Source organism: Chromatium okenii (assembly GCF_016583745.1).
GTDB classification, from domain to species: domain Bacteria; phylum Pseudomonadota; class Gammaproteobacteria; order Chromatiales; family Chromatiaceae; genus Chromatium; species Chromatium okenii.
Map to the genome: position 1 here is coordinate 1 of NZ_NRRQ01000018.1, position 23,704 is coordinate 23,704.

19 protein-coding genes are annotated in these 23,704 nt (G+C 56.0%); 6 read left to right on the forward strand and 13 right to left on the reverse strand.

Annotated features, from left to right (window positions below):
• A partial coding sequence (gene purL / locus CKO12_RS08550) for a phosphoribosylformylglycinamidine synthase (protein ID WP_200154323.1) occupies positions 1–3,057 on the reverse strand: 3,057 nt, incomplete at its 3' end.
• 71 nt (positions 3,058–3,128) lie between these two features.
• Entirely contained in the window at positions 3,129–3,908 is a 780-nt protein-coding gene (locus CKO12_RS08555) for a glutaminyl-peptide cyclotransferase (protein WP_200154324.1), read from the reverse strand.
• A gap of 25 nt (positions 3,909–3,933) precedes the next feature.
• On the opposite strand from CKO12_RS08555, the gene CKO12_RS08560 reads away from it, so the two are divergent.
• Genes CKO12_RS08560 through CKO12_RS08570 form a run of 3 tightly spaced genes read left to right on the forward strand, consistent with a single transcriptional unit; the run spans position 3,934 to position 9,065 of the window.
• Positions 3,934–5,616, forward strand: a complete 1,683-nt coding sequence (locus CKO12_RS08560; RefSeq protein WP_200154325.1) for an ArnT family glycosyltransferase — start codon at positions 3,934–3,936, stop codon at positions 5,614–5,616.
• Positions 5,613–6,341: a phosphatase PAP2 family protein gene (locus CKO12_RS08565; protein WP_200154326.1), complete on the forward strand. Its 729-nt coding sequence runs from the start codon at positions 5,613–5,615 to the stop codon at positions 6,339–6,341. Before CKO12_RS08560 ends, CKO12_RS08565 begins: the two co-directional genes overlap by 4 nt.
• 45 nt (positions 6,342–6,386) lie before the next feature.
• On the forward strand, positions 6,387–9,065 hold the full coding sequence (locus CKO12_RS08570) for a bifunctional acetate--CoA ligase family protein/GNAT family N-acetyltransferase (protein WP_200154327.1): 2,679 nt from the start codon (positions 6,387–6,389) through the stop codon (positions 9,063–9,065).
• A 136-nt stretch (positions 9,066–9,201) separates the two neighbouring features.
• Here the strand turns inward: CKO12_RS08570 and der are convergent, their stop codons facing one another.
• The 8 genes from der to ndk all read right to left on the reverse strand — a co-directional run bounded on the left by der (position 9,202) and on the right by ndk (position 17,513).
• The gene (gene der, locus CKO12_RS08575; protein ID WP_200154328.1) at positions 9,202–10,593 is read right to left on the reverse strand and encodes a ribosome biogenesis GTPase Der; all 1,392 of its coding nucleotides are present in this window, start codon (positions 10,591–10,593) and stop codon (positions 9,202–9,204) included.
• A 29-nt stretch (positions 10,594–10,622) separates the two neighbouring features.
• Entirely contained in the window at positions 10,623–11,975 is a 1,353-nt protein-coding gene (bamB, locus tag CKO12_RS08580; RefSeq protein WP_200154329.1) for an outer membrane protein assembly factor BamB, read from the reverse strand.
• Positions 11,976–12,075: 100 nt separating this feature from the next.
• On the reverse strand, positions 12,076–12,708 hold the full coding sequence (locus CKO12_RS08585; protein WP_338032723.1) for a YfgM family protein: 633 nt from the start codon (positions 12,706–12,708) through the stop codon (positions 12,076–12,078).
• Between the two features lie 19 nt (positions 12,709–12,727).
• On the reverse strand, positions 12,728–13,996 hold the full coding sequence (gene hisS, locus CKO12_RS08590) for a histidine--tRNA ligase (protein ID WP_200154331.1): 1,269 nt from the start codon (positions 13,994–13,996) through the stop codon (positions 12,728–12,730).
• Positions 13,989–15,098, reverse strand: coding sequence for a helix-turn-helix domain-containing protein (locus CKO12_RS08595; RefSeq protein WP_200154332.1), 1,110 nt, complete (start codon positions 15,096–15,098; stop codon positions 13,989–13,991). The genes hisS and CKO12_RS08595 overlap by 8 nt, the downstream gene beginning before the upstream one ends.
• Positions 15,099–15,207: 109 nt before the next feature.
• Entirely contained in the window at positions 15,208–15,996 is a 789-nt protein-coding gene (gene pilW, locus CKO12_RS08600) for a type IV pilus biogenesis/stability protein PilW (protein WP_200154333.1), read from the reverse strand.
• On the reverse strand, positions 15,997–17,070 hold the full coding sequence (gene rlmN / locus CKO12_RS08605; RefSeq protein WP_200154334.1) for a dual-specificity RNA methyltransferase RlmN: 1,074 nt from the start codon (positions 17,068–17,070) through the stop codon (positions 15,997–15,999).
• A 14-nt stretch (positions 17,071–17,084) separates the two neighbouring features.
• Positions 17,085–17,513 carry a nucleoside-diphosphate kinase gene (gene ndk, locus CKO12_RS08610; RefSeq protein WP_200154335.1) on the reverse strand — a complete coding sequence of 143 codons (429 nt, stop codon included), beginning with the start codon at positions 17,511–17,513 and terminating at the stop codon, positions 17,085–17,087.
• Positions 17,514–17,732: 219 nt separating this feature from the next.
• On the opposite strand from ndk, the gene CKO12_RS08615 reads away from it, so the two are divergent.
• Positions 17,733–19,694, forward strand: coding sequence for a GspE/PulE family protein (locus CKO12_RS08615; protein WP_200154336.1), 1,962 nt, complete (start codon positions 17,733–17,735; stop codon positions 19,692–19,694).
• Positions 19,695–19,729: 35 nt separating this feature from the next.
• Complete coding sequence (locus CKO12_RS08620) at positions 19,730–20,590, forward strand: HDOD domain-containing protein (protein WP_200154337.1); 861 nt, start codon at positions 19,730–19,732, stop codon at positions 20,588–20,590.
• A 13-nt stretch (positions 20,591–20,603) separates the two neighbouring features.
• On the opposite strand, the gene CKO12_RS08625 is transcribed toward CKO12_RS08620, so the two are convergent.
• Both CKO12_RS08625 and CKO12_RS08630 read right to left on the reverse strand, forming a co-directional pair.
• Positions 20,604–21,023 (reverse strand): SufE family protein, encoded by a 420-nt coding sequence (locus CKO12_RS08625; RefSeq protein ID WP_200154338.1) that lies wholly within the window; start codon positions 21,021–21,023, stop codon positions 20,604–20,606.
• Positions 21,024–21,053: 30 nt separating this feature from the next.
• Entirely contained in the window at positions 21,054–21,380 is a 327-nt protein-coding gene (locus tag CKO12_RS08630) for a HesB/IscA family protein (RefSeq protein WP_200154339.1), read from the reverse strand.
• An 80-nt stretch (positions 21,381–21,460) separates the two neighbouring features.
• On the opposite strand from CKO12_RS08630, the gene CKO12_RS08635 reads away from it, so the two are divergent.
• On the forward strand, positions 21,461–22,618 hold the full coding sequence (locus tag CKO12_RS08635; protein ID WP_200154340.1) for a RuBisCO large subunit C-terminal-like domain-containing protein: 1,158 nt from the start codon (positions 21,461–21,463) through the stop codon (positions 22,616–22,618).
• Here CKO12_RS08635 and nadA read toward each other — a convergent pair.
• Complete coding sequence (gene nadA, locus CKO12_RS08640; RefSeq protein WP_200154341.1) at positions 22,596–23,672, reverse strand: quinolinate synthase NadA; 1,077 nt, start codon at positions 23,670–23,672, stop codon at positions 22,596–22,598. The two genes, CKO12_RS08635 and nadA, sit on opposite strands and share 23 nt — an antisense overlap.
• Between the last annotated feature and the right edge of the window lie 32 nt (positions 23,673–23,704).

The window sequence follows — 23,704 nt, forward strand, 5'->3', positions numbered from 1 at the left end:
TCTTCTCCCCCCTTTTTCAAAGGGGGGAGAAGAAAGCCCCCCTTTAGCAAAGGGGGGTTGGGGGGGATTGATCAATAGCCGAATTTGATCATCTTCATTCACACAACCAATGCGATGGCTGTATGCGCCGAGACCGTGCTGGTGCAGCGTATTGAATACCGCCGCGCAATCTGTTTGCCGCACTTGAATCACCGCACCCAATTCTTCGCTGAATAAGACTGCGAGCGGCGCGGCAGTCAATGCGGTGACATCAAGATCAATTCCGCAATGCCCCGCAAATGCCATTTCTAATACGGTGACAATTAAACCGCCATCAGAACGGTCGTGATACGCCAATAATTGCTCGGCGTCGTGTAAAGCGCGGAGTGCATTAAAGAATTGGCGCAGCAATTCCGGTCGCTCCAAATCGGGCGCGAGGTCGCCGAGTTGTCCGTAAACCTGCGCCAGCGCCGAGCCGCCGAGCCGGTATTTTCCGCAGCCTAAATCCAATAAAATCAATTCAGTAGCGCCGAGATCGGTGCGCAGTTGTGGCGTCACCGTCGCCCGCACATCCGCCACCGGCGCAAATGCCGACACGATCAGCGATAACGGCGCAGTCACGGTGCGACGAGCGCCAGCCGCGTCTTGCCAGACCGTTTTCATGCTCATCGAATCTTTGCCAACCGGAATCGCCACGCCCAACGCGGTACACAGCTCCATCACCGCCGCCACCGTGTCATAAAGCCGCGCATCCTCGCCGGGATGACCTGCTGCCGCCATCCAATTGGCCGACAGTTTGATGTCGCTGAGTTGGTTGAGGCGGGTGGCGGCTAAATTGGTCAACGCCTCGCCAATCGCCATGCGACCGGCAGCCGGCGCATCCAGCAGCGCCAACGGAGCGCGTTCACCCAACGCCATCGCCTCACCGCTGTAGCCGTGATAATCGGCGAGCGTGACGGCGCAATCGCCTACCGGAATCTGCCAAGGCCCAACCATCTGCTCGCGGGCAACCAAGCCGGTGATGCTGCGGTCGCCGATGGTGATGAGAAACGATTTATCGGCGACCGTCGGCAAACGGAGCACGCGCTCAATTGCCTCTAAAATCCCCCCCAGCCCCCCTTTTTCTAAGGGCGGAGAATCAGAAAGCCCCCCTTTGGAAAAGTCTGCTTCAAGCCCCCCTTTGGAAAAGGGGGGTTGGGGGGATTTATCAATCGGCAGTTGCGATTGACGAATGACTTCTCGCACCATTTTTGGTGGCTTGCCGAATAGCAGCGCCAGCGGCATATCAATTGGGCGCTGCGCCCCGTGCTGATCATTCAACTGCAATTGCTCACTCGCCAGCGCCGTGCCCACCACCGCAAATGGGCACCGCTCGCGCTCACAAATCGCCGCAAATTGCGCCAGCCGCTCGGCCGCAATTGCCAACACATACCGCTCCTGCGCCTCATTGCACCAGATTTCCAACGGCGACATGCCCGGATCGTCATTCGGCACTTGCCGCAATTCAAACTGACCACCGCGCCCGCCGTCGTGTACCAATTCCGGCAACGCATTCGACAAACCGCCCGCGCCGACATCGTGAATAAATAAAATTGGCGTCGCCGCGCCCAGCGCCCAACAGCGATCAATCACTTCCTGACAGCGCCGCTCCATTTCGGGATTGGCGCGTTGCACCGAGGCAAAATCTAAATTCTCCGCCGAACTACCCGCTGCCATGCTGGATGCCGCGCCGCCACCCAAACCAATCAACAGCGCCGGCCCGCCGAGCACGATCAGCGGCGTGCCGGGTGGAAATGGTTGTTTTTCCACATGTTCAGCGCGAATGTTGCCCAAACCACCTGCCAGCATGATCGGCTTGTGATAACCGCGCCGTTCGGCAGCGCCGCTCGCATCCACACACGTTTGTTCATAGGTGCGGAAATAACCGGCGAGATTCGGGCGGCCAAATTCGTTATTAAATGCCGCCGCGCCCAGCGGGCCATCCAACATGATGTCCAGCGCGGAAACGATGCGGTCGGGTTTGCCGTAATCGTCTTCCCAAGGCTGAATAAAAGTGGGAATGCGCAAATTAGACACCGAAAACCCGCATAAACCCGCTTTCGGTTTTGCTCCGCGTCCGGTCGCGCCTTCATCCCGAATTTCACCGCCAGAACCGGTTGCCGCACCCGGATGCGGCGCAATTGCCGTCGGATGATTATGGGTTTCCACTTTCATTAAAATGTGAATCGGTTCTGCGTGTTCCGCATAAATGCCGGTATTCGGATCGGGATAAAAACGTTGTCCAATTCCGCCCTCAATTACCGCCGCATTATCTTGATATGCGGATAACACGCCGATTGGTGAGTGTGCAGTGGTGCGGCGAATCATTTGGAATAATGAATCTGGCTGCGGCACACCATCAATCACCCACTTCGCATTAAAAATTTTGTGGCGACAATGCTCAGAATTGGCTTGCGCAAACATCATCAATTCCACGTCAGTAGGATTGCGCTGCAATGCCGTAAAGCTATCGGCTAAATATGCAATTTCATCGGCGGACAATGCCAAACCTAATGCAGTATTGGCAGCATCTAATGCCGCAACACCTTCAGTTAAAAATGGAATGATTTGCAATGGACGCGGGAGATGTTCATTAAATAATTGCTGCGCGGCAGCGAGATCAAATAGCGCCGTTTCCGTCATGCGGTCGTGCAGCAACGGCGCGAGCAGATGGAGCTGGGCGGTGCTGAGATCGCCGTTGAGAAAATAGGCGATGCCGCGCTCCAAGCGTTTGATTTTATTGAGACCGCAATTGTGGGCAATATCGGTGGCTTTGGATGACCAAGGCGAAATGGTGCCCGGACGCGGCACGCTCAAAATCAACTGCGCGGTTGCGTTGGCGCTGGGCGCTGGCGCGTCATCCAGCACCAGCCGCGTCAGAATGTCCTGCTCGCTGGCGCTCAATGGCGCGTTTAATTCCACAAAATGCACATAAAAGGCGCTAATTTGCAGCGATATGTCGAGATGTGCGCTCAGGCGGTCAGCGAGTTTGCGGAGACGAAAAGCAGAGAGGGCGGGTGCGCCATGAAGAACCAACATTGGCAGTACTCAAAATTCAGGGAAAGATCGCTCTATGATAAGGCGGCGGCGGGATTCGGCGCAGGCGATGGCTATGAGCGGGGCGGCGGTATCAGCGTGATTTCAAACACTTGCGGCCAGTATTTGCCGGTAACAAATAGCCGCCCGCTCGCAGCATCATACGCAATGCCGTTGAGCACCGCGTCGGGATTGCGCCGCGCTGCGAGCGGACGCAGCCCGCGCAAATCCAGCCAGCCCACGACTGCGCCCGTCGCCGGATCAATCCGCGCAATTCGCTCCTGCTGCCAGATATTCGCCCAAACTTCGCCCGCCACCCATTCTAACTCATTGAGCGCCATCACTTTTTGTTCGCCATCGCGCACCAGCACCCGCCGCACTTCGCGCCGCGTTGTCGGCTCAAAAAACCGCAGTTCGGCGCTGCCGTCGCTGATAATCCACTGCGTCCCATCGCTCGTAATGCCCCAACCTTCGCCGGAATAGGTGAAGCTGGCGCGGGGCTGCAACGTCGTCCGCGCATAAATCAAACCGCGCTGCTCGCGCCACGTCAGTTGCACGATGTCATCGCGCCAGATGGCGATCCCCTCGCCAAAACAGTCGGCAGGCAGGCGCGTTTCCTGTTCAATGCGCCCGGTCGTCAGGTCAACGCGCCGCAGCGCCGAATGCCCATAAAGCCCAATGCTTTCAAACAGTTGCCCGTTAAAAATCAGCAATCCTTGGGTGAACGCCGCCGGATCGTGCGGAAAGCTGGCGACGATGCGATAACCGTAAATTGGCGCGGATTCACTGCCGAATAAACAAGCAGCGCATAGAATAGAATACAGCGCCGTGACAAACAGCAATTGTCGTTTCATGTGAATAGATACAATTGAGGATTTTATGATAACAGCGACATTAAAAAGCGCTTCATTATTCGAGCGCATACTGACCTCACCTTGGACATTGTTATTCGTGATTGCGCTGAGTTTTTTTTGGCAACTTGGCGCGATGCCATTATACAATCTTGACGAGGGTGCATTCACAGAAGCAACGCGGGAAATGTTAGAGAGCGGCAATTTTATCACGCCACATAAAGACGGCGAGCCGCGTTATGATAAACCGATTTTAATCTATTGGCTGCAAGCAGCTTCCACGCAAGTATTCGGCTTGAATGAATTCGCTTTACGCCTGCCGTCAGCACTTGCTGCGAGTTTCTGGGTGTTAGCGTTATGGGGTTTTGTACGCAAACACATTGATGCGCCAACAGCAACGGTAGCGGGATTAACCTTGGCACTGGCGCTGCAAGTCTCGTTAATTGGTAAAGCGGCAGTCGCGGATGCGTTGCTCAATTTATTTTTGGCGCTGACTTTTTTTGACATGTATCGTTATTTTACTGCGCCAGCAGTGAAAACGCAGCGCCGCAGCTTATATCGTGCTTATTTATGGATGGGATTGGGATTTTTAACGAAAGGCCCTGTTGCCGTATTCTTTCCCGTGTTGGTGAGTTTTCTATTTACATTAACGGAAATTCGCTGGTCGCTACACAGTTGGCAAGTCTTAAAACGCTGGTTATTTGCTGCCATTTCACCGCTGGGATGGTTGATTTTTCTCCTCGTCACCGTTCCTTGGTATTTAGCAATTTATCTTGATGACGGCATCGGTTTTTTCGAGAGCTTTTTTCTCCAACACAACGCTGGACGCTTTACTGCTGTCATGCACGGTCATGCGGGGTTTCCGGGCTATTATGTCATCGCGTTACCGTTAATTGTGCTGCCATTTAGCGGCTGGTTAATCAATTTGTGGCGCAATTATCGCAGCGCGTGGCAGGATCAATTGGAACGCTTTTTATGGCTATGGTTTATCAGCGTGTTCATTTTCTTCTCTTTTTCCGCCACGCAATTGCCGCATTATTTATTATATGGCGCGACGCCGTTATTTATTTTGATGGCAAAATATCGAGAACAATTGACTCAGCGCAGTTTGGCACTGCTGCCGCCATTGCTGTTGATTATATTATTCGTGGCGCTACCGCTCATTGTCGATTTTATTCTGCATGTTGCGCACGGCATCGCCACCAGTCATTCCGCCGAAGTCCGCGCCATGTGGCAATTAAATCCACAACTAGCGGGAATTCTCACTGTTGCGCAACAGGAGTTTGATCTTTTATATGGCATTGCGATGTTAATCAGTTTGGCGGTCATCATTTGGTTATGGCAACACGCCACAATGTCGTTATGGCAACGGCTGATTTTGGCGGGTGTATTACAAACAGTTGTGGTTTATGGCGTGGTCATGCCGCGCATCTTTACCGCCTTACAATTGCCAGTCAAAGAAGCGGCGTTAATTGCGCAGCACATGGCGCTACCAACGGTGATGTATCGCACGTCAGCGCCCAGTTTTAGCGTGTATCGGCAAGCCATCACGCCGAAAAGACCGTTGCAAGCTGGCGATCTGGTTTTTTTGCGGGTGGATAAACGCGCAGCATTGCAGTGTGAATATCCTGAATTGACCGCTGAATTGATTTATCAACGCGGTGCCTTCATCTTGTTGAAATTAACAGCTCAGTCGGAGTTCATGCCGTGAAACAACCGTTATTGCTCTTGGCATTCATTGGGTTTTTTATTACCGCCAGCCTGTTTTTTGTTGGCGGTTATCACGCTGGTTTTTACTTTATCAATCAATGGGCAACTGCTTATCCAGAATGGTTATGGCAATGGCTGACTGTATTGGGTGATGAGCGCGTTGCATTCACTTTAATGCTAGTATTGGCATGGCGTTATCCCCAATTGTTGTGGCCGCTATTATTCGCCGCAATCCTTGCAACGCTTTACAGTCGCGGCTTAAAAGAATTATTCGACGCCACCCGCCCCGCTGCCGTGCTCGCCGCCGACAGTTTCCAGCGCCTCGGCTGCGAACTGCGCCAGTACAGCTTTCCCTCCGGTCACAGCGTCACGGCGGGCATGGTCGGCGGCGTGTTGCTGCTGCAATTGCGCTGGATTGAGGCGCGAATCGCGTTGATTTTATTCGTCATTTTAATCGGCATCAGCCGCATCGCCGTCGGCGCACATTGGCCAATTGATGTCGCTGCGGGCTTGAGCGGCGGGTTCTTGGCCGCAGAATTGGGCGCACGGCTCGCTGCGCGTTGGTCAGCACCAACGTTGACGCGCCGCAGTCGCCGCGTGTTACTCGGTCTCGCTGCGCCGATGGTGTTGAGTCTGTTGGTCAACGATGGCGGTTATCCACAGGCCGCGCTGTTATTACAACTCATTGGTGGCACTGCATTTTTTTACTTGACACTGCGTTTTTAAGCGCCAGCGTCGCCCGTTTTTTGCTGCATTTACAGGATCGCTCTCATGCGTTTGTCCGACATTGACCAATTATTTACTCCCAGCGCCGTCGCCGTATTTGGTGCCAGCGATAGCGACGGCTCCATCGGCGGGCTGGTGTTTCGTAACCTGCTCGCAGGCGGTTTTAGCGGGCATTGTTACGCGATCAATCCGAAATATGAGGAGGTCGCCGATCAGCCCTGTTATCCCAATTTGAAGGCGCTGGATAAGCAGATTGATCTGGCGCTGATTGCCGCGCCAGCCGAAGCGGTGGCGGCGATTCTCGATCAATGCGGCAGTTATGGCGTCAAGGTCGCGGTGGTGCATTCCGCCGGCTTTGGTGAGCACGGCGAGCGCGGAGTGGTGCTGCAAGAAAAGATGGTGGAAGCAGCGCGGCGCAATCACATTCGGGCGCTCGGCCCCAACTGCCTCGGTGTGATGCGCCCGCAGCACGGCTTAAATGCCAGCGTCGGACAGGATTTGCCGCAGCCCGGCAACGTCGCGCTGGTGTCGCAGTCGGGCGCGATTTGCACGGCGATGATTGATTGGTCAGAACGGCGCAAGGTGGGATTTTCTGCCGTCGTCTCGCTGGGCGCAGCGGCTGATGTCGATTTTGGCGACATCCTCGATTACCTCGCGCTCGACACCCAAACGCAGTGCATCCTGTTGTATGTCGAAGGAATTCGTCATGCGCGGCATTTTATGAGCGGGCTGCGAGCGGCAGCGCGACTCAAGCCGGTGATCGTCGTCAAAGCCGGTCGCCATCCCGCTGGCACCCGTGCGATCAAATCGCACACCGGCGGATTTGTCGGTTCGCCAGACGTATTCCGCGCCGTCACCGAGCGGGCGGGCGTGGTGCAGGTGTCTGATTTAGATCAACTGTTTGCGGCAGCGCAGGTGTTTGGAACACGGCGACGGCTGGCGGGAGATCGCATCGCCATCATCACCAACGGCGGCGGCCCCGGCGTGTTGGCGGCAGATCGGATGGTGGAATTGGGCTTGACGCTGGCGCAGTTCGGCGACGCGACGCGGCAGACGTTGGAGCAGGGTTTGCCCGGATATTGGTCGCACGGTAATCCGGTGGACATCATCGGCGACGCGCCGCCGGAGCGGTATCGGCTGGCGCTGGATGCGTGTCTGGCTGATAGCGAAGTGGACGGCGTGTTGTGCATTCTCGCGCCGCTGGTGTTTGGCGATCCGGTGGCGGCTGCCGAGCAGGTGATCGCCGCTGCCAAAGCCAGCCGTAAACCGATTTTGGCGTGTTGGATGGGCGGCAAGCGGGTGGCGGCGGCGCAGGCGCTGTTGGCGGAGCACGATGTGCCGCAATTTGACAGCCCCGAAGCTGCGGCGGAGGCGTTTTCATTTCTCGCCGTGTATCACCGCAATCAAAAATTGCTGATGCAATCGCCTGCGCCGCTCTCACATGAAAACCCGCCGGATGTGGAGGGAGCGCGGTTGATTATTGAGGGCGTGATGGCGGAAGGGCGCAAAACGCTGGGCACGGTGGAGGCGAAGGCGATTTTGGCGGCGTTTCAAATTCCGACCATGCAGGCGGTGCTCACGCGCACCCCGAATGAGGCGCTGATGGCGGCGGAAATGCTGGGATTTCCGGTGGTGATGAAGCTCAACGCCTTTGATTTAGAACATAAATCGGACGTGGACGGCGTGCGGTTGAATATCGACGACGCGCAGTCGGTGCGGCGCATTTTCAGCGAGATCATCGACCGCGCCAAACGGCTGCGTCCGGAGCTGCGTTTGGAGGGCATCACCGTTGAGCACATGGCGTCCACTCGCGCTGCCCGTGAGCTGATGATCGGCGTGTTCCGCGACAAGATTTTTGGGCCGGTGATTAGTTTTGGCGCGGGCGGCACGAAAGAAGAAGTGCTGGCGGATCGGGCGCTGGGTTTGCCGCCGCTCAACGCGTTTATTACGGAAACGATGATTGACCACACGCGCATCGTGCGTTTGATGGGCGCGTTTGGGCACATGCCGCCAATGAATCGGGTCGCGCTGGCAAAAATTCTCCAGCGCGTTTCGGAAATGGTGTGCGAATTACCAGAAATTATTCGCATGGACATCAATCCGTTAATTGGCAACGATAAAGAAGTGATTGCGGTTGATGCGCGAATTCAAGTTGATTATCGCCCGCCGCAGCAGACAACCTATGGTCACATGGCGATTCATCCGTATCCGAGTCATTTAATTGAACGGGTGCAATTGCCAGACGGTAAAGATTTGGTGATTCGCCCGATTCGCCCAGAAGATGCCGAATTAGAACAGGAATTTGTGCGCGGTTTGTCGGAGCAAACCAAATACTTTCGTTTTATGCAGACGATTAAAGAATTATCGCCAGAAATGCTGGTGCGCTTTACGCAAATTGATTACGACCGTGAAATGGCGTTAATTGGCGTGATTGAACAAGATGGCGCAGAAGTGGAAGTTGGCGTGGCGCGATATATGACACGCCCGGGCGGTGAAGATTGTGAATTTGCGATTGTCGTTTCTGATCACTGGCGCAATTTAGGAATTGGCGCTCGGTTAATGCGATCTTTGATGCAAAATGCGCGGTTGCGGGGATTGCGCGTGATGGATGGCGAAGTATTAACGGCGAATACGCGAATGCTGGCGCTGGTTAAATCTTTGGGTTTTCGGATTGAAAGCGATCCACAAGATTTAGCGATTAAACTGGTGAGCAAGGTGTTATAAAAATGATTGCACTGCTTCGGTGAATTGGGGCATTTATACTTAATGGGTAAAGTGTGAATGTTTGGTGGTAGTTATCTCAAGCCCGTTTTGATAATCCCCCCCCAGCCCCCCCCTTTGAAAAGGGGGGATTAAATCACTACTTTTTCCGGTTCGTAAAATCTTTTAACCGCTGGCGCTGTTTTATTTGATGGGGCGTGAGTTTATTTTTTCGCCCTTGAAAAGGATTGTTGCTGGTTTTGAATTCCAATCGCAGCGGCGTTCCCAATAAATTTAATTCTTTACGAAAGCGATTGATGAGATAACGCCGATACGTTTCTGGCACCAATTCGGTTTGATTGCCGTGAATCACGATAATTGGCGGATTGCGCCCGCCCTGATGCGCATACCGCAATTTAATGCGCCGCCCATGTACCAACGGTGGCTGATGTTCCTGCACTGCCGCTTCCAACATCCGCGTCAAAATCGGCGTTCCTAAATCACGGGTCGCGTTGGCGTAAGCGCGATCCACCTCATCCAACAGCAGCCCCACGCCGCTGCCGTGCAACGCCGAAATCAGATGTTGCTTGGCAAAATCGAGAAATGCCAACTTGCGCACAAATTCGCTTTTCACCCGCTCGCGCTCTTCGACCGACAAACCATCCCATTTGTTGACCGCCACCACCAGCGCCCGTCCGCTCTCGATGATGTGACCCGCCAGCGTCGCGTCCTGTTCACCGATGCCCTGATGCGCGTCCAGCACCAAAATGATGACATTTGCCGCCGCAATCGCCTGTAACGTTTTGATCACGCTGAACTTTTCAATCGCATCGTGAACTCGCGCCCGCCGCCGCAAACCAGCGGTATCGATCAGCGTGTAGTGCCGCCCCAGCCGTTCAAACGGGATAAAAATGCTGTCGCGGGTGGTGCCGGGCAGATCAAAGGTCACCACCCGTTCCTCACCGAGCAACCGATTGATTAACGTCGATTTTCCCGCATTCGGACGCCCAACAACCGCCACGCGCACTCCATCTGCTGCCGGAGCGGGATCGCTGGCGGCGTCCGGCAACTGCGCGAACACCAGCTCCAGCAGCTCGCGGATACCGTGCCCCTGCGTTGACGACACCGGCAGCGGCTCGCCCAGCCCCAGCCGATGAAACTCAGCCGCAGCGATGGCGCTATTGGTGGAATCACTTTTATTGACCACCAGCGTGATCGGCTTGCCGAAGCGCCGCAGCCGCTGCCCAATTTCAAAATCTTCTGGCGTACAGCCATCGCGGGCATCGACCAAAAATAACAGATGATCGGCTTCTTCGACTGCCAGCAACACCTGCCGCTCCATCAGCGCCTCAATGCCTTCGGGAGCCGTACCGATGCCGCCGGTGTCCACGATCACATACGGGCGCGGACCGCCTTGACCGACGCCGTATTGGCGGTCACGGGTCAAGCCCGGAAAGTCTGCCACCAACGCATCGCGGGTGTGGGTCAGGCGATTAAACAACGTCGATTTGCCGACATTCGGACGGCCAATCAGGGTAATCACAGGCAACATGGTTTGAATACTCGATAACAAACAGGCGTTTAATGCGCCGGAGCGGGATTGGTTTTAGCGACCGGCGCAGGTGTTTTAGCTGACGCAGGCGGCGACGCAGAAAGCCCCCCTTTGAAAAAGGGGGGTTGGGGGGATTTGAAATCAGGCGGTTGGGGGGATTTGAGATCGGGCGGTTGGCTGGATTTAAGAGCGGCAGCTTGAGATTTCAGCACCGTCAGCGCCGCCAACGTCCCATCATCGGCGTAGCTGTAAAGGCGACCATCTGCCAGCAGCGGCCGCGCCGTGATTCCCGCTTTTTTGGTGAGCCGCAACCGCCCGACCAAGCGCCCATCGCTTTGATTGAGCACATGCAGATAACCCTCCACATCGCCGACCACCAGCCACTGCTCAACCACCGTCGGCGCAGTCAATTGACGATAACGCAGCCCATCCTGTTTCCAGCGCCCCGCGCCAGAGTGCATATCCGCACTCCAAACTTGATCTTGCGAATCGGTGATGAACAAATTGTCAGCGGCGACTGCCAGCCCAGCGTATGCCGACAACTCGCGCCGCCAACGCACCGCGCCGGTCAACACGTCCACTGCCGCGAGATCGCCGTGATATGAGCCGACGTAAATTTGGTCATCAACCAGCAGCGGATCGGCGTCAAGGTCAGCAATCCGCGCCAGCTCAGAACGTCCGCTGGGGCGCGAAATCACCACTTCCCACAACGGCGTCCCGTCGTGCGGATCAATTTTGACCAATTTACCGCTGGATAAACCGACAACCACTCCGCTCGGCGTCAGCGTTGGCGTACTGCTGCCGCGTAACGTCAGCACCGGCGCGGGATAATTCACATGCCAACGTTCTTGACCAGTCGCCGCGTCAAGCGCGTAAAGCGTGTCATCCAGCGTGTGAACGCAAATCGCCTCCGCGCTGATCGACCTCGGCACCGATAGCACCTCGCTGCCGAGCTGATGGCGCCACAGTTCGCGCCCGTCGGTGAGCGCCAGCGCCACCAATTCGCCCTGACTGGTGCCCAGCACCAACCGCTCGCCCGCCACCGCCGGCCCGCCGCTGAAGGCCAAACCCGTCTCGCGCTGCCACAGCGTCCGCCCGCTGTCAGCATCCACCGCCACGATCAGCCCGCTGGCATCAGCGACATACAACCGCCCGCCGTGCAGCGCCGGCACCAGATACAGCCGCCGCCCTTCCGTGCCGCGTGTCGGGCGCACCGACCAGCGCGGCGTCAGCGTCACCTCCGCCGTCAGCGCCGTTAATTCCGTTGGCGGCGTCGGATTTTTATCTTGACCAAACCAAGGCACCGAGCTGCAACCGCTCAACGCGCCAATTAAAATTAGCGCCGCGATGCGAAAAATTCCCGACCTGCGTTGGAATTTCATGTGCCCCTGATCCGTCGTGAATGTTCAATAAAAGTGGTAATTAAAAAATTGTCAGTTGGCAGTGAAACGCTGTTTTTTTACCGACAACTGACAACTATTTTCAACTCGCCGGTGGCAAATTGTCGCGTTTCAACCGCACCAATTCCGCCAAGCCGCAGCCCTGCGCCAGCGCCTGTTCATACGCCACCCGCGCTCCGGCAATGTCACCGCGCCCAACTGCCACATCACCGCGCACCGCCGCAAACGCTCCCGCAAATGCCGGGCTGTGATCGTGCGCCGCGATGGTTGCCGCCGCCGCATCCCATTGTTTTTCGGCGACTTGAATCCGCGCCAGCCGCAGCGCCGCGATGGTCGCAAACGCCGGATCGGGCGCAGCCTCCAGCGCCTGTTGCAGCGCCGTGATCGCTCCCGCCGCATCGCCCGTTTCATACAACGCTTTGGCTGCCACTAAATCGCTCAAACTGGCGTAAGCGGTTGAATTGAAATCATCTTTCAGCGCCGCCACTGCGGTGGTGAGCGCCGCCGTGCCCTCAGTATCAGCCGCCGTCACGACCTGCTCAAATGCCGCAGATGCCGCACTCGCCACGCGCTGTTGATGGTCAACCCACAGTCGCCAGCCCGAAATCGCGCCCAAACCCAGCACGGTGCCGGCAATCACGGATAAACCGTTTTCTTTCCACCATTTTTTAATGGCTTCTACTTTTTCTTCATCAGTTTCGTAACTCAAAATCATCTCCGTCGCAGTGCGTTTTTTATACCGTTAAATGCGCAGTTAAAAATGCGGTCAATTCTTCAAAAGTGAATGACTGTTGTTCAGAATCCAAGCGCAATGATTTCAACCCAAAGCGATTCTCTGCCAATTCCGTTTCACCCAGCACCAGCGCAAATTGTGCCCCGCTTTTATCGGCTTTTTTGAATTGATTTTTGAAATTGCCGCCGCCGCAATTGGTCAACATCCGCAAGCCCGGCACCGCGTCGCGCAGCCGTTCTGCCACCACCGGCGCAGCCTGTTGTGCTGCCGCGCCAACTGCGACCAAATACACATCAACGGCGCTATCCGGCATCTGCCCAGCGGCTGCCAGCACTTCCACTAGCCGCTCTAAACCCATCGCAAAACCAATCGCTGGTACCGATTTGCCGCCTAATTGCGCCACCAAACCATCGTAGCGCCCGCCCGCGCAGACCGTGCCCTGTGCGCCGAGCGCGTCAGTGACCCATTCAAACACGGTGCGGTTGTAATAATCCAAACCGCGCACCAAACGCGGATTGAGTTGATAACTCACGCCCGCCGCGTCGAGTCCGGCGCAAATTTGCTCAAAATGGCTGCGCGTCTCCGCGCCCAGATGTGCCAACAACGTGGGAGCGCCAGCGACGATCTCCTGCGTTGCCGGATGTTTGGAATCCAGCACCCGCAGCGGATTGGTGGTCAAACGGCGCTGGCTGTCGGCATCAAGCTGATCGGCGTGGGCGCTGAGATAGGTGACCAATTGCGCCCGATACGCCGCCCGCTCCTCGGCATCGCCGAGCGAGTTGAGTTCCAAGCGTAAATCGGTCAAGCCGAGCCGTCGCCACAGCCGCGCCGTCAGCAACATCAATTCCAAATCAATCTCCGCACCCGCCAGCCCGAAGGTTTCAACGCCGATCTGGTGAAATTGGCGATAACGACCGCGCTGCGGGCGCTCGTAACGGAACATCGCACCGCGATACCACAGGCGCTGCGGCTGGATTAACAGCCCGTGCTCCAGCGCAGCGCGGACGCAGCTTGCCGTTCCTTCCGGGCGCAAGCTCAGGCTGTCGCCGTTGCGATCATCAAAGCTGTACATCTCCTTTTCAACGATGTCGGTGACAGCGCCGATGGCACGGTGAAACAGCGCCGTGACCTCCACCAGCGGGGTGCGGATTTCCGCATAACCGTAGCTGGTCAACACCTCGCGCACGGTATCTTCAACGTGCTGCCAGAGCGCCACCTGCGCCGGCAAGATGTCGTGCATTCCGCGAATCGCTTGCAGAGATTTAGTCATATTCGGAGGTCGTCGCAGTTGCGGAATCGGTGGCAGCGTCAGCCGCTGGTGCGGGCGCAAGCGGCAAGGTGAACCGCGCCACATTGCCTCGCGCATGAGTCATCACATCAAATGGTTCGCCATTCACTGTCACCTTGACCGCGTTGGCTTTGCCGATGATGAACTGATATGGCGGCTGCCCGGTCAGCACGCGCCGTTCGCCCTCGCGGATTTTGCCAGTGAGCACGGTGCGGCCATTGCCGCCGGTGACACTCAGCCACGCCGTGCTCATAAATTCCAGCGTCACCTCCAGCGGCGCAAGTGCTGCTGGAGCGGTTGTTTCCGCGCCAGCATCCGGCGCAGGTGCAGTGCTCGCCGCAACTGTTGGCGCGGCTTCCGACGGCGCTGGTGCCGGAGCAACCACTGCTGGCGCGGTGGCGCTGGCAGCAGCCGTCGCCTCCTCAGCCTCATTTTGAATTGGTGGGAGTTGAGATGGGGCTGCGTTTTCCGCCGTCTGCTCAACTGCTGATTCAAACAACGTTGGCGCGAGATCAGCACGAAAATACCAACCCAGCGCCAGCACTGGCAGCAATGCGCCCACAATCAGCAGCAGCGTCGTGTTGCTGCGTGGCGCTGTGATAGCAGGCTCTGCCGCTGGGTGGGCAAACGTTGGGAGCACAATCGGCGGCGGCGCTGCTGGCGCGAGGATGACGGGCGCAAGTGGCAATTCTGGAGTCGGCGCTGGCGTCAGCTCCAGCGGCGCAGCAGCAGGCGTTGGCAATTCCAGCTCCGGCTCCGCCACCGGCAACGGCGCTGGCGTCACTGGCGGGGTGACATCAGAACGGGTGCTGGCGTAATACGCTTGCAGCAGCGGCTCGGCATCCACTTCCAACAGCCGCGCATAGTTGCGCAGATAACCGGCGACGTAGACCGGCGCTGGCAATTCGTCGTAACGACCCTGTTCCAGCGCGTCCACCACATCCTTGCGCAGGTGCAGTTGGGTGGCGACGCGCTCGAGTTCGAGACCTCGTGATTGCCGCTCGCGCTGGAGGTGTTGACCGGGGCGCTCGGCAGGATCGACGCGGTCTGGTACCGCTGTTTCGATCACATTCAATGCGTTCATCAGTATTTCCATTTCTGCGAAAAATCCCAGTCACAGGACTGGGAACAAAAAAAGCAGGTCGCGCCTCAAAAAATGGCGCTAGTTCAAAGCAGTGGCAGGTGCCGCAGGCTCACAAGTTACCGGATTTGGTGATGGGCGCAGTGGGGAAATTTTTGTGCAGTGCCTGTTCATAATTGCTGGCGCGTTTGCGGTTGCCCAACTGCTGCTCCACCGTAACGCCCAGCGTCAGCGCCTGATAGGCAGTGGCGGGAGTGCGCACAGTTGCGGGTTCAAAATAACGATCTAAATAGCCTTTAGCGGCTTTGGCATCACCGCGCCGCTGCGCGAGGTCTGCCAACTTTACCAGCGCCGGGCCAAAACTCGGATTGCCGACTAACGCGGCTTGATAATGCGTTGCCGCTTGCGTGAGATTGCCCGCCTGCACGGCGCAATTGCCGGCGTTGGTCAGCGCCAGCCATGGCGTGGCATACAGCGGATTGGCGAGCGCCTTTTGAAACTGCGTCTCGGCTTCGGCGTAATGTTTTTGGCGACATTCATACGCGCCATAGGCATAACGCACGTCGGAATTGTTAGGCGCGAGCGCGATGGCGCGGTCGTAATGTTCCTTAGCCTGCGCTGCTTGCCCGATTTCTTCGTATAAAAACGCCGCCCAAACGTGCGCACGCGGATATTTTTTATCGGCTTCCAGCGCCTGCTGCGCCCGCCGAAAGGCAACATCAGTTTGACCCCGGTTGTAATACTCCTCCGCCATGCGGACATACAGCTCCGCCGGGCTATCTTCCGGGTCTAAACCCAACGCCTCATCAGTGTGCTGCGTCTGCTTTTTGAGACTGCCGCAAGCCACCAGCCCGCAGCAGAGTCCCAGCATCAGCAACCGTCGCCTCTGCGCTGTGTTCATTCAGTTCACCACCGGCACTGCCACGCGGCGGGTGCGATCATTCACCCGCCCCACCAATTGTCCACAAGCAGCAGCGATCTCATCGCCCCGCGTTTTGCGCGTCATGGCGAAAATCCCCGCGCCGGTCAGCCGCAGGCGAAACGCCTCCACGCGCTCCGGTGGCGAGGTGGCAAAGGTGCTGCCGGTGAACGGGTTAAAGGGGATGAGATTGAGCTTGGAAGGAATGCCTTCTAATAAGCGAATCAATTGCTTCGCGTGTGTCAGGCTGTCATTCACACCATCAAGCATGACGTATTCCCAAGTGATTTTACGGCGCGGATCGCGGCCGAGATACGCCTTACACGCCGGCAGCAGTTGCGCCAGCGGATATTTGCGATTGATCGGCATCAGCTCATCGCGCAGCGCGTCGGTGGGCGCGTGGAGCGAGACGGCCAGCGAGACGTTGCTGACCTCGCGCAGCCGATAAATGTTGGGCACGACGCCGGAAGTGCTGACGGTCACGCGGTGCTTGGCGAGCATGTACGCCAGATCGTCCTGCATGATCTCCAGCGCGGCGATCACGGCATCAAAATTCGCCAGCGGCTCGCCCATTCCCATCAGCACCACGTTGGTCAGCGGTTGGTCAAGCTGACGCGCTGCGTGCCAAACCTGCCCGATGATTTCGCTCACCGTGAGATTGCGATTAAAGCCCTGTTGCGCGGTGGCACAAAACGCGCAATTCAACGCGCAGCCCACTTGTGAAGAGACACACAACGTGCGGCGGCGACCTTCGGGAATGCAGACGGTTTCCACTCGCTGCCCGTCGTGCAATTCCAGCACCCATTTCACGGTGCCATCGGCAGACGGATGGTCAGCAATGATGCGCGGCAGCTCCAGCCGCGTGACCTCGCGCAGCCGCTCGCGCCACGATTTGGGTAAATCGGACATGGCGTCGAAATCAGTAACGCCATGTTTATGTAACCATTTGAAGAGATTGCGCCCGTGAAAAGGTTTGACGCCCAGCCCGACCGCCAGCGCCTCGCACTCGGCAAGCCGCAGGTCAAACAGATTCGGTAACGGGGTGGGAGCGGTCATCAAGTGGGGATAAATCAACGGGTGCGCGGACACGCGCCTTCGGGGAAAAAGAAGGCAATTTCCACCTCGGCGGTTTCCACTGCGTCAGAACCGTGTGCGGCGTTTTCGGTGAACGAGTCGGCGAAATCGGCGCGGATGGTGCCGGGTGCGGCGTTGGCGGGATTGGTTGCACCCATGATGTCGCGGTTTTTGGCAACGGCGTCCTCACCTTCCAACACCTGCACCATCACCGGGCCGGAGGTCATAAAGCCCACCAGTTCATCAAAAAACGGCTTGCCCTGATGAATCGCATAAAACGCGCTGGCTTGTTCGTGGCTCAGATGCAGCATTCGGGCGGCGACGATGTGCAGCCCAGCGGTTTCAAAGCGGGCGAGAATGGCACCGATGGCGTTTTTGGCGACAGCGTTGGGTTTGATAATTGAGAGAGTGCGTTCAATAGCCATGCGGGACTCCACAAAAAGGATCAATTATGAGGACTAGAAGGAGGTCAACGTGCGAAAAGGCGTCGAAATTCAGCCGTTAAGTCTAGCGTTAGCACTTGCGTTGAGGCAATCTGTTGTCTGCATTGCAGACAACAGATCGCCATTTGGAGCAATCTGTTTTAAGAACCAACCATCGTGCAATGATTCGAGCATTCTAGTCGTGATTCCTCCCCGCCGGTTATGCCAACTCCCCCCCAACAGATTGCTGCCATCCTTGAAACACGAGGAATCGTGACGCCAGCGTCCGTTCCGACGCCGCCCGCGCAAGACACCAGCAAGCAAATTGCGACGCTGCTGGAAGAGCGCCAAATCATCACCCGCGATCAATTGACGCAAGCGCGGCGCGTCCACAGCAAGCTGCCCGATGAGTATTCGCTGACCAAGGTGTTGCAGGAGTTGGGCTATCTCGATGCCAAACAACTGCGGCAGGCGTTGCGCGAACAACGGCAGGTGGTGCCGCTGGGCAATTTGTTGGTGGAGCTGGGTTATCTCAAACCGCAGGATTTACGCGCCGCCTTGCAAGCGCAGCAATATCCCGAATTTCAGGGCAAACGCCTCGGCGAAATTCTGCTGGAAAAGCATTTAATTCAGGAACAGCAGTTAATTGAAGTGCTGGGCGATCAACTGGGTTTTTTGCACGAAGAGCCGAGTTTCACCGACATTGATCACGAAATTCTGTTTCAAGTCACGCCAGATTGGTGTCGCCGTCATCAAGCCGTACCGATTCGCCGCGACGCCGATGGCACCATCATCGCCTTTCGCAATCCGCTCGACAGCGTGGGACGGCAAGCAGCCGAAAGTGTCTACGGCAAGATCGTGCCCGCCATCAGCACCCGTCGCGCCATTGACGACAGCATCAGCACCTACGAAAACAGCCGCCAACACAGTCGCGCCCGTCCGCTCGAACTCAACGAAGCCGACGTCACCAGCGTCGTGGATAGCATCATCATCGACGCGCTGGAGCAGGGCACCAGCGACATTCACATCGAACCGATGCGCCAACAATTGCGGGTACGTTTTCGCCGCGACGGCGTTTTGGTTCTGCACCGCGAGCTGGAACGCACACTGGCACCGGCCATCAGCAGCCGCCTCAAAATCCTCTGTCAAGCCGATATTGCTGAAAAACGCCGTCATCAAGGCGGCGGATTTCGCTTTGACGATCCGCGCACCGGTCGCCGCAGCGATGTCCGCGCCTCATTTTTTGCGACGATTTTTGGCGAAAAAATCGTATTGCGGCTGCTCAGTCGTAAAGTTGAATTGCTTGATGTGAAAGAAATTGGCATGGCATCTCGAATGCTGGAACGCTTAAAAGCAGAAGCGTTAGATTTACCCAGCGGCGTCATTTTAGTGACCGGCCCCACCGGTTCTGGTAAAACCACCAGTTTATATGGATGTATTAACTATTTAAACGATTCCGAACGCTGCATCATTACCGCCGAAGACCCAGTTGAATACGTCATTGATGGCATTGCGCAATGTAACTTAAATCCTAAAATTAATTTAACTTTTGAAGAAACCCTGCGCCACATGGTGCGGCAAGACCCTGATGTTATCGTTCTCGGCGAAATTCGAGATCAATTCTCCGCCGAATCCGCTATTCAAGCCGCCCTCACCGGGCATAAAGTGTTGACGACATTTCACACCGAAGACAGCATCGGCTGCTTATTGCGGCTCACCAATATGCAAATTGAACCTTTTTTAATTGCCTCGACCGTGATAGCAGTATTGGCACAACGTCTCTTGCGTCACGTCTGCGAAACGTGTGCCGAACCCTATCGTCCTAACGCGCAAGAATTACATCGTTTAGGCATCCATCAAGCAGATTTAGTGGGAGCCAACTTTCGCAAAGGACGCGGTTGCAGCGATTGCCAATACACTGGTTATCTTGGGCGCGTGAGCATATTTGAATTGCTCATTTCCAACGAACCCATTAAAGATGCAATTATTGCGAAACGCTCTTCTTCAGAGATTCGGCGCATTGGTATTGAAACTGCCGGCTTGGTGACATTATTGGAGGATGGGTTAGCAAAAGCAGCAATGGGCGCAACGAGCATTCAAGAAGTGTTGCGCCATTTACCTCGGTTAGGAAAACCGCGCCCCTTTCGAGAAATTCAGCGGCTCATTGGTGATATTCGGGTATAATCCAGTATCTAATCCACACAGAGAACGATAACAACGTGACTGGAAAATCACTAAAAGCACTCATTGAAGAACGCTTTGAATCTGATAGTTTACAACTGCCGGTATTTAATCGCGTCGCCTTAGAACTGCAAAAACTAAAACAAGTACAAGGCGTCACCATTCATCATATTTCTGATTTGATTATGAAAGATCAATCGCTCACCAGTCGCGTGTTGCGGTTAGCGAATTCTTCTTTTTATGGCGGCTTAAAACCAGTTGAAACCATCAGTGCCGCTGTTGTGCGCTTGGGGATGAATCGCGTTGCTAATTTAGCAATGGTTGCCTCGCAATTGATGGCGCATGATCTCCAAACCAAGGTCGCAGCGCATTATATGCCGAACTTGTGGTGTCATTCTTTTGTGTGTGCGACGGGCGGGCGCTGGTTAGCGCAACAAACTGGTTATGAAACGCTGGCAGAAGAAGTCTTTTTAGCGGGATTATTGCATGACATCGGCGAACTTTTTTTATTAAAAGTATTGGATTTAATTGCCCGCGATCCGGTGCGTCCTGCCGCAATGACGAAATCGTTGGTCTTTGAAGTATTGGAAGCGATGCACCAAGATATTGGCTATCGGTTATTGATGAAATGGGAACTTCCCGAAAGCTATGCTCGCGTTGCCCGCGATCATCACGCGCAAGAATTTAATGAAACCGATGTGATTTTAGTCATCACCCGCTTATCAGACATCATTTGCCATAAATTGGGCGTTGGTTGTACTCCTGATCCTGATATTGTTTTAGCAGCGACTACGGAAGCGCAGGCATTAGGATTGCGCGAGGTCAAGCTCGCGCAATTGGAAGTATTGTTGGAAGATGTGGTGGTGGAGGCGAATGCGTTGATGACCGCGCCGCGCTGATATGCACGTTGCGCTATTGCAGTGCTGCCGCTTGCGCTTTCATTTTATTGACGATTGCGTAAATGCCAACATGCCGATTAGGACTCAAATTCTCTTCGAGTTGTAATTCTTGAAACAGCGCATCAACATCTAAATTGATAATGTCGGTTGCTGTTTTCCCCGACAATAGCCCCACTAATAATGCTACCGCACCTTTAATAATAGCGGTGTCACAATCGCCGCTATAATGCAGAATTTCCGGTTGCGCGGGATCAGGTTGGGCGGCAACATGCACAACACTCATACATTCAATCACGCGATGCGCGGGCGTTTTTAATGCTACCGGCATCGCTGGCAAATGCTCGCCGAGTTCCACGAGGTATTGATAGCGTTGCTCCCAATCACCTAATAATTCAAAGTCGTCGATGATGTGTTGCAGATCGGCGTGATACATTGGCGGCACTCGTGTTGATGCGGAGCGCAATTAAACGCTGAAAGACTCGCCGCAATTGCAACTACTTTTTGCCTGCGGATTGTGGAATTCAAAGGTATCATGCAGCAGATTCTTTTTCACAAAATCAATCTCGGTGCCATCCACTTGCGGGAGATCATCGTGGCTCACAATGACGCACGCGCCATGACTTTCAAAGACTTGATCGGCATCAGTCACTTGATCGGTGAAATCCACGACATAAGATAAGCCTTGGCAGCCGCTTTCTGTGACGCTTAAACGTAATCCCACGCCTTGCCCGCGTTGCGCAATCGTTTTAATAACGTGTTGGGCGGCAGCAGCCGTTAAAGTAATTGCCATGATGATGCTCCAATGATGTGTTATAAATTGATGTGTTGTTGATAAACAATAGAACTAACGGTGAATGAGGATACGCCATAATGATTCTTAGCGATGCGCTCAGTGGTGAACGTTTTGTTGCGCATTATCAAATTCAATGCCCCGCCGCTGAAATTGCGCAGCGGGCGCGTGACATTGCGATTGAGCAAACGATTGAATTTCCTGCCGCGTTGGTCACTGATCCGGTGATTCGTGACCACATCATCGGACAGGTGGCGGTGCTACACCAGATCGATTCCGCTGCATTTGTGGTCGCCATCAGTTATCCAATTGAGGCTGCCGGACGCGAGTTGACGCAGTTGCTCAACGTGTTGTTTGGCAATGTCAGTATCAAGCCCGGCGTGCGCTTGATCCACTTCGCGCTGCCGGACGCGCTCGCCGCGCAGTATCGCGGGCCGCGTTTTGGCAGCAGCGGGCTGCGTACTTTGCTCAACGTGTACGACCGTCCGTTGTTATGTACAGCCTTGAAACCAATGGGATTATCAGCACTGGCGCTGGCGGAGTTGGCTTATCAATTGGCGCTCGGCGGGATGGATGTGATTAAGGACGATCACGGCTTGAGCGATCAGGCGTTTTGTCCGTTTGAAGCGCGGGTTGCGCAGTGCGCGGCGGCGGTGGCGCGAGCGAACCGCGAGAGCGGACGGCAGTGTCTGTATTTTCCCAACGTCACTGCGCCAGCCGCTGCCATTCAGCGCCGCGCTCACTTCGCTAAACAGGCTGGCGCGGGGGGTTTGCTGTTTTGCCCCGGCTTGGCGGGATTTGACGCGCTGCGCGAGTTGGCAGATGACGACAGTTTGGCGCTGCCAATTCTCAGCCATCCCGCTTTTCAGGGCACGCTGTGCCTGCATTCCGACGCGGGCATCGCGCACCGCGTATTATTTGGACAACTCAACCGTTTGGCGGGCGCAGATGGCACGATTTTTCCAAGTTGGGGCGGGCGTTTTGCGTTTACGCCGGAGGAATGCCGCGAGGTGGTGGCGGGTGCGAGCGCACCGTTGAATCATCTACGCCCCATATTTCCGGTGCCCGGCGGCGGGATGACGCTGGAGCGCGTCAACGAATTGGTCGCATTTTATGGGCGCGACTGCATGTTATTGATCGGCGGCGATCTTCACGCACACGGCAGCGATCTGGTTGAAAACTGCCGCCGTTTCGTGGCGTTGACCGCGCAAGCCGCTACTGACTGCTCGCCGCAGTAACCGCTTTGGTGCTGCCGATGCCGCGCATCCGCGCAAACTCCAGCATCCGCTGAATCGGCACCACCGCCCGCTCTCGAATCGCCGCATCAATCACGATCTCTTGTGTGCCCTCGCGCAACACCTGCGCCAAATTGTGCAATGAATTCATGCCCATCCATGGGCAATGGGCGCAACTTTCGCAGGTCGCGCCTTCGCCTGCGGTGGGCGCTGCCAGCAAGGTTTTATGTGGCGCGAGCTGGCGCATCTTCCAAAAAATGCCCGCATCGGTGGCGACGATAAACGCCGGGTTGGGCAACGTAGTCACGGCTTGAATCAATTGCGTGGTGGAACCCACCACATCTGCTTGCGCCACGATGTCATCTGGCGCTTCAGGGTGTACCAGCACGGCGGCATCTGGATGAAGTTTGCGCACCCGCTCCAGCGCCACCGCTTTGAATTCCTCATGCACCACGCAGGCTCCATTCCACAGCAGCATGTCTGCGCCCGTCACCCGTTGAATGTAGCGGCCGAGATGTTTATCCGGTGCCCACAAAATTTTCTGACCTTGCGCCTTGAGATGCGCAACGATGGGCAGCGCGATGCTGGAAGTCACCACCCAATCCGCTCGCGCCTTCACCTCGGCGCTGGTGTTGGCATACACGACAACGGTGTGCTCAGGATGGGCGTCGCAAAAGGCGCTAAACGTCGCTGCCGGGCAGCCTTCATCCAGCGAACAGGTTGCATCTAAATCTGGCATCACCACCCGCTTTTCGGGATTCAGAATTTTGGCGGTCTCGCCCATAAAGCGCACGCCGCACACCACCACCATCGCAGCGTCAGTGGCAGCACCAAAACGCGCCATTTCCAACGAATCGGCGACACAACCGCCGGTTTCTTCAGCGAGTTCCTGCAAATCGTCAGCGGTGTAGTAATGCGCCACCAACACCGCGTTCTGGGCGCGGAGCAGGGCGCGAATCTCCGCCTTCAGCTCGGCTTTTGCCGCCGCCGTTAATGGCGGCCACTGCGGATGTGGCGGCACGATGAGAGATGGCGGTGGCGGCAGTGGCTGGGACATGATGTGAATTCCTAATGACAGAATAAGGAGCG

Excerpts from the sequence above, each read along its gene's own strand:
- CKO12_RS08595 (WP_200154332.1), bottom strand. The coding sequence starts at position 15,098 with ATGAACGCATTGAATGTGATCGAAACAGCGGTACCAGACCGCGTCGAT.
- CKO12_RS08585 (WP_338032723.1), bottom strand. The coding sequence starts at position 12,708 with ATGATTTTGAGTTACGAAACTGATGAAGAAAAAGTAGAAGCCATTAAA.
- CKO12_RS08630 (WP_200154339.1), bottom strand. The coding sequence starts at position 21,380 with ATGGCAATTACTTTAACGGCTGCTGCCGCCCAACACGTTATTAAAACG.
- bamB (WP_200154329.1), bottom strand. The coding sequence starts at position 11,975 with ATGAAATTCCAACGCAGGTCGGGAATTTTTCGCATCGCGGCGCTAATT.
- ndk (WP_200154335.1), bottom strand. The coding sequence starts at position 17,513 with ATGGCTATTGAACGCACTCTCTCAATTATCAAACCCAACGCTGTCGCC.
- CKO12_RS08615 (WP_200154336.1), top strand. The coding sequence starts at position 17,733 with ATGCCAACTCCCCCCCAACAGATTGCTGCCATCCTTGAAACACGAGGA.
- hisS (WP_200154331.1), bottom strand. The coding sequence starts at position 13,996 with ATGACTAAATCTCTGCAAGCGATTCGCGGAATGCACGACATCTTGCCG.
- pilW (WP_200154333.1), bottom strand. The coding sequence starts at position 15,996 with ATGAACACAGCGCAGAGGCGACGGTTGCTGATGCTGGGACTCTGCTGC.
- der (WP_200154328.1), bottom strand. The coding sequence starts at position 10,593 with ATGTTGCCTGTGATTACCCTGATTGGCCGTCCGAATGTCGGCAAATCG.
- CKO12_RS08625 (WP_200154338.1), bottom strand. The coding sequence starts at position 21,023 with ATGTATCACGCCGATCTGCAACACATCATCGACGACTTTGAATTATTA.
- CKO12_RS08560 (WP_200154325.1), top strand. The coding sequence starts at position 3,934 with ATGATAACAGCGACATTAAAAAGCGCTTCATTATTCGAGCGCATACTG.
- CKO12_RS08635 (WP_200154340.1), top strand. The coding sequence starts at position 21,461 with ATGATTCTTAGCGATGCGCTCAGTGGTGAACGTTTTGTTGCGCATTAT.
- CKO12_RS08555 (WP_200154324.1), bottom strand. The coding sequence starts at position 3,908 with ATGAAACGACAATTGCTGTTTGTCACGGCGCTGTATTCTATTCTATGC.
- CKO12_RS08570 (WP_200154327.1), top strand. The coding sequence starts at position 6,387 with ATGCGTTTGTCCGACATTGACCAATTATTTACTCCCAGCGCCGTCGCC.
- nadA (WP_200154341.1), bottom strand. The coding sequence starts at position 23,672 with ATGTCCCAGCCACTGCCGCCACCGCCATCTCTCATCGTGCCGCCACAT.
- rlmN (WP_200154334.1), bottom strand. The coding sequence starts at position 17,070 with ATGACCGCTCCCACCCCGTTACCGAATCTGTTTGACCTGCGGCTTGCC.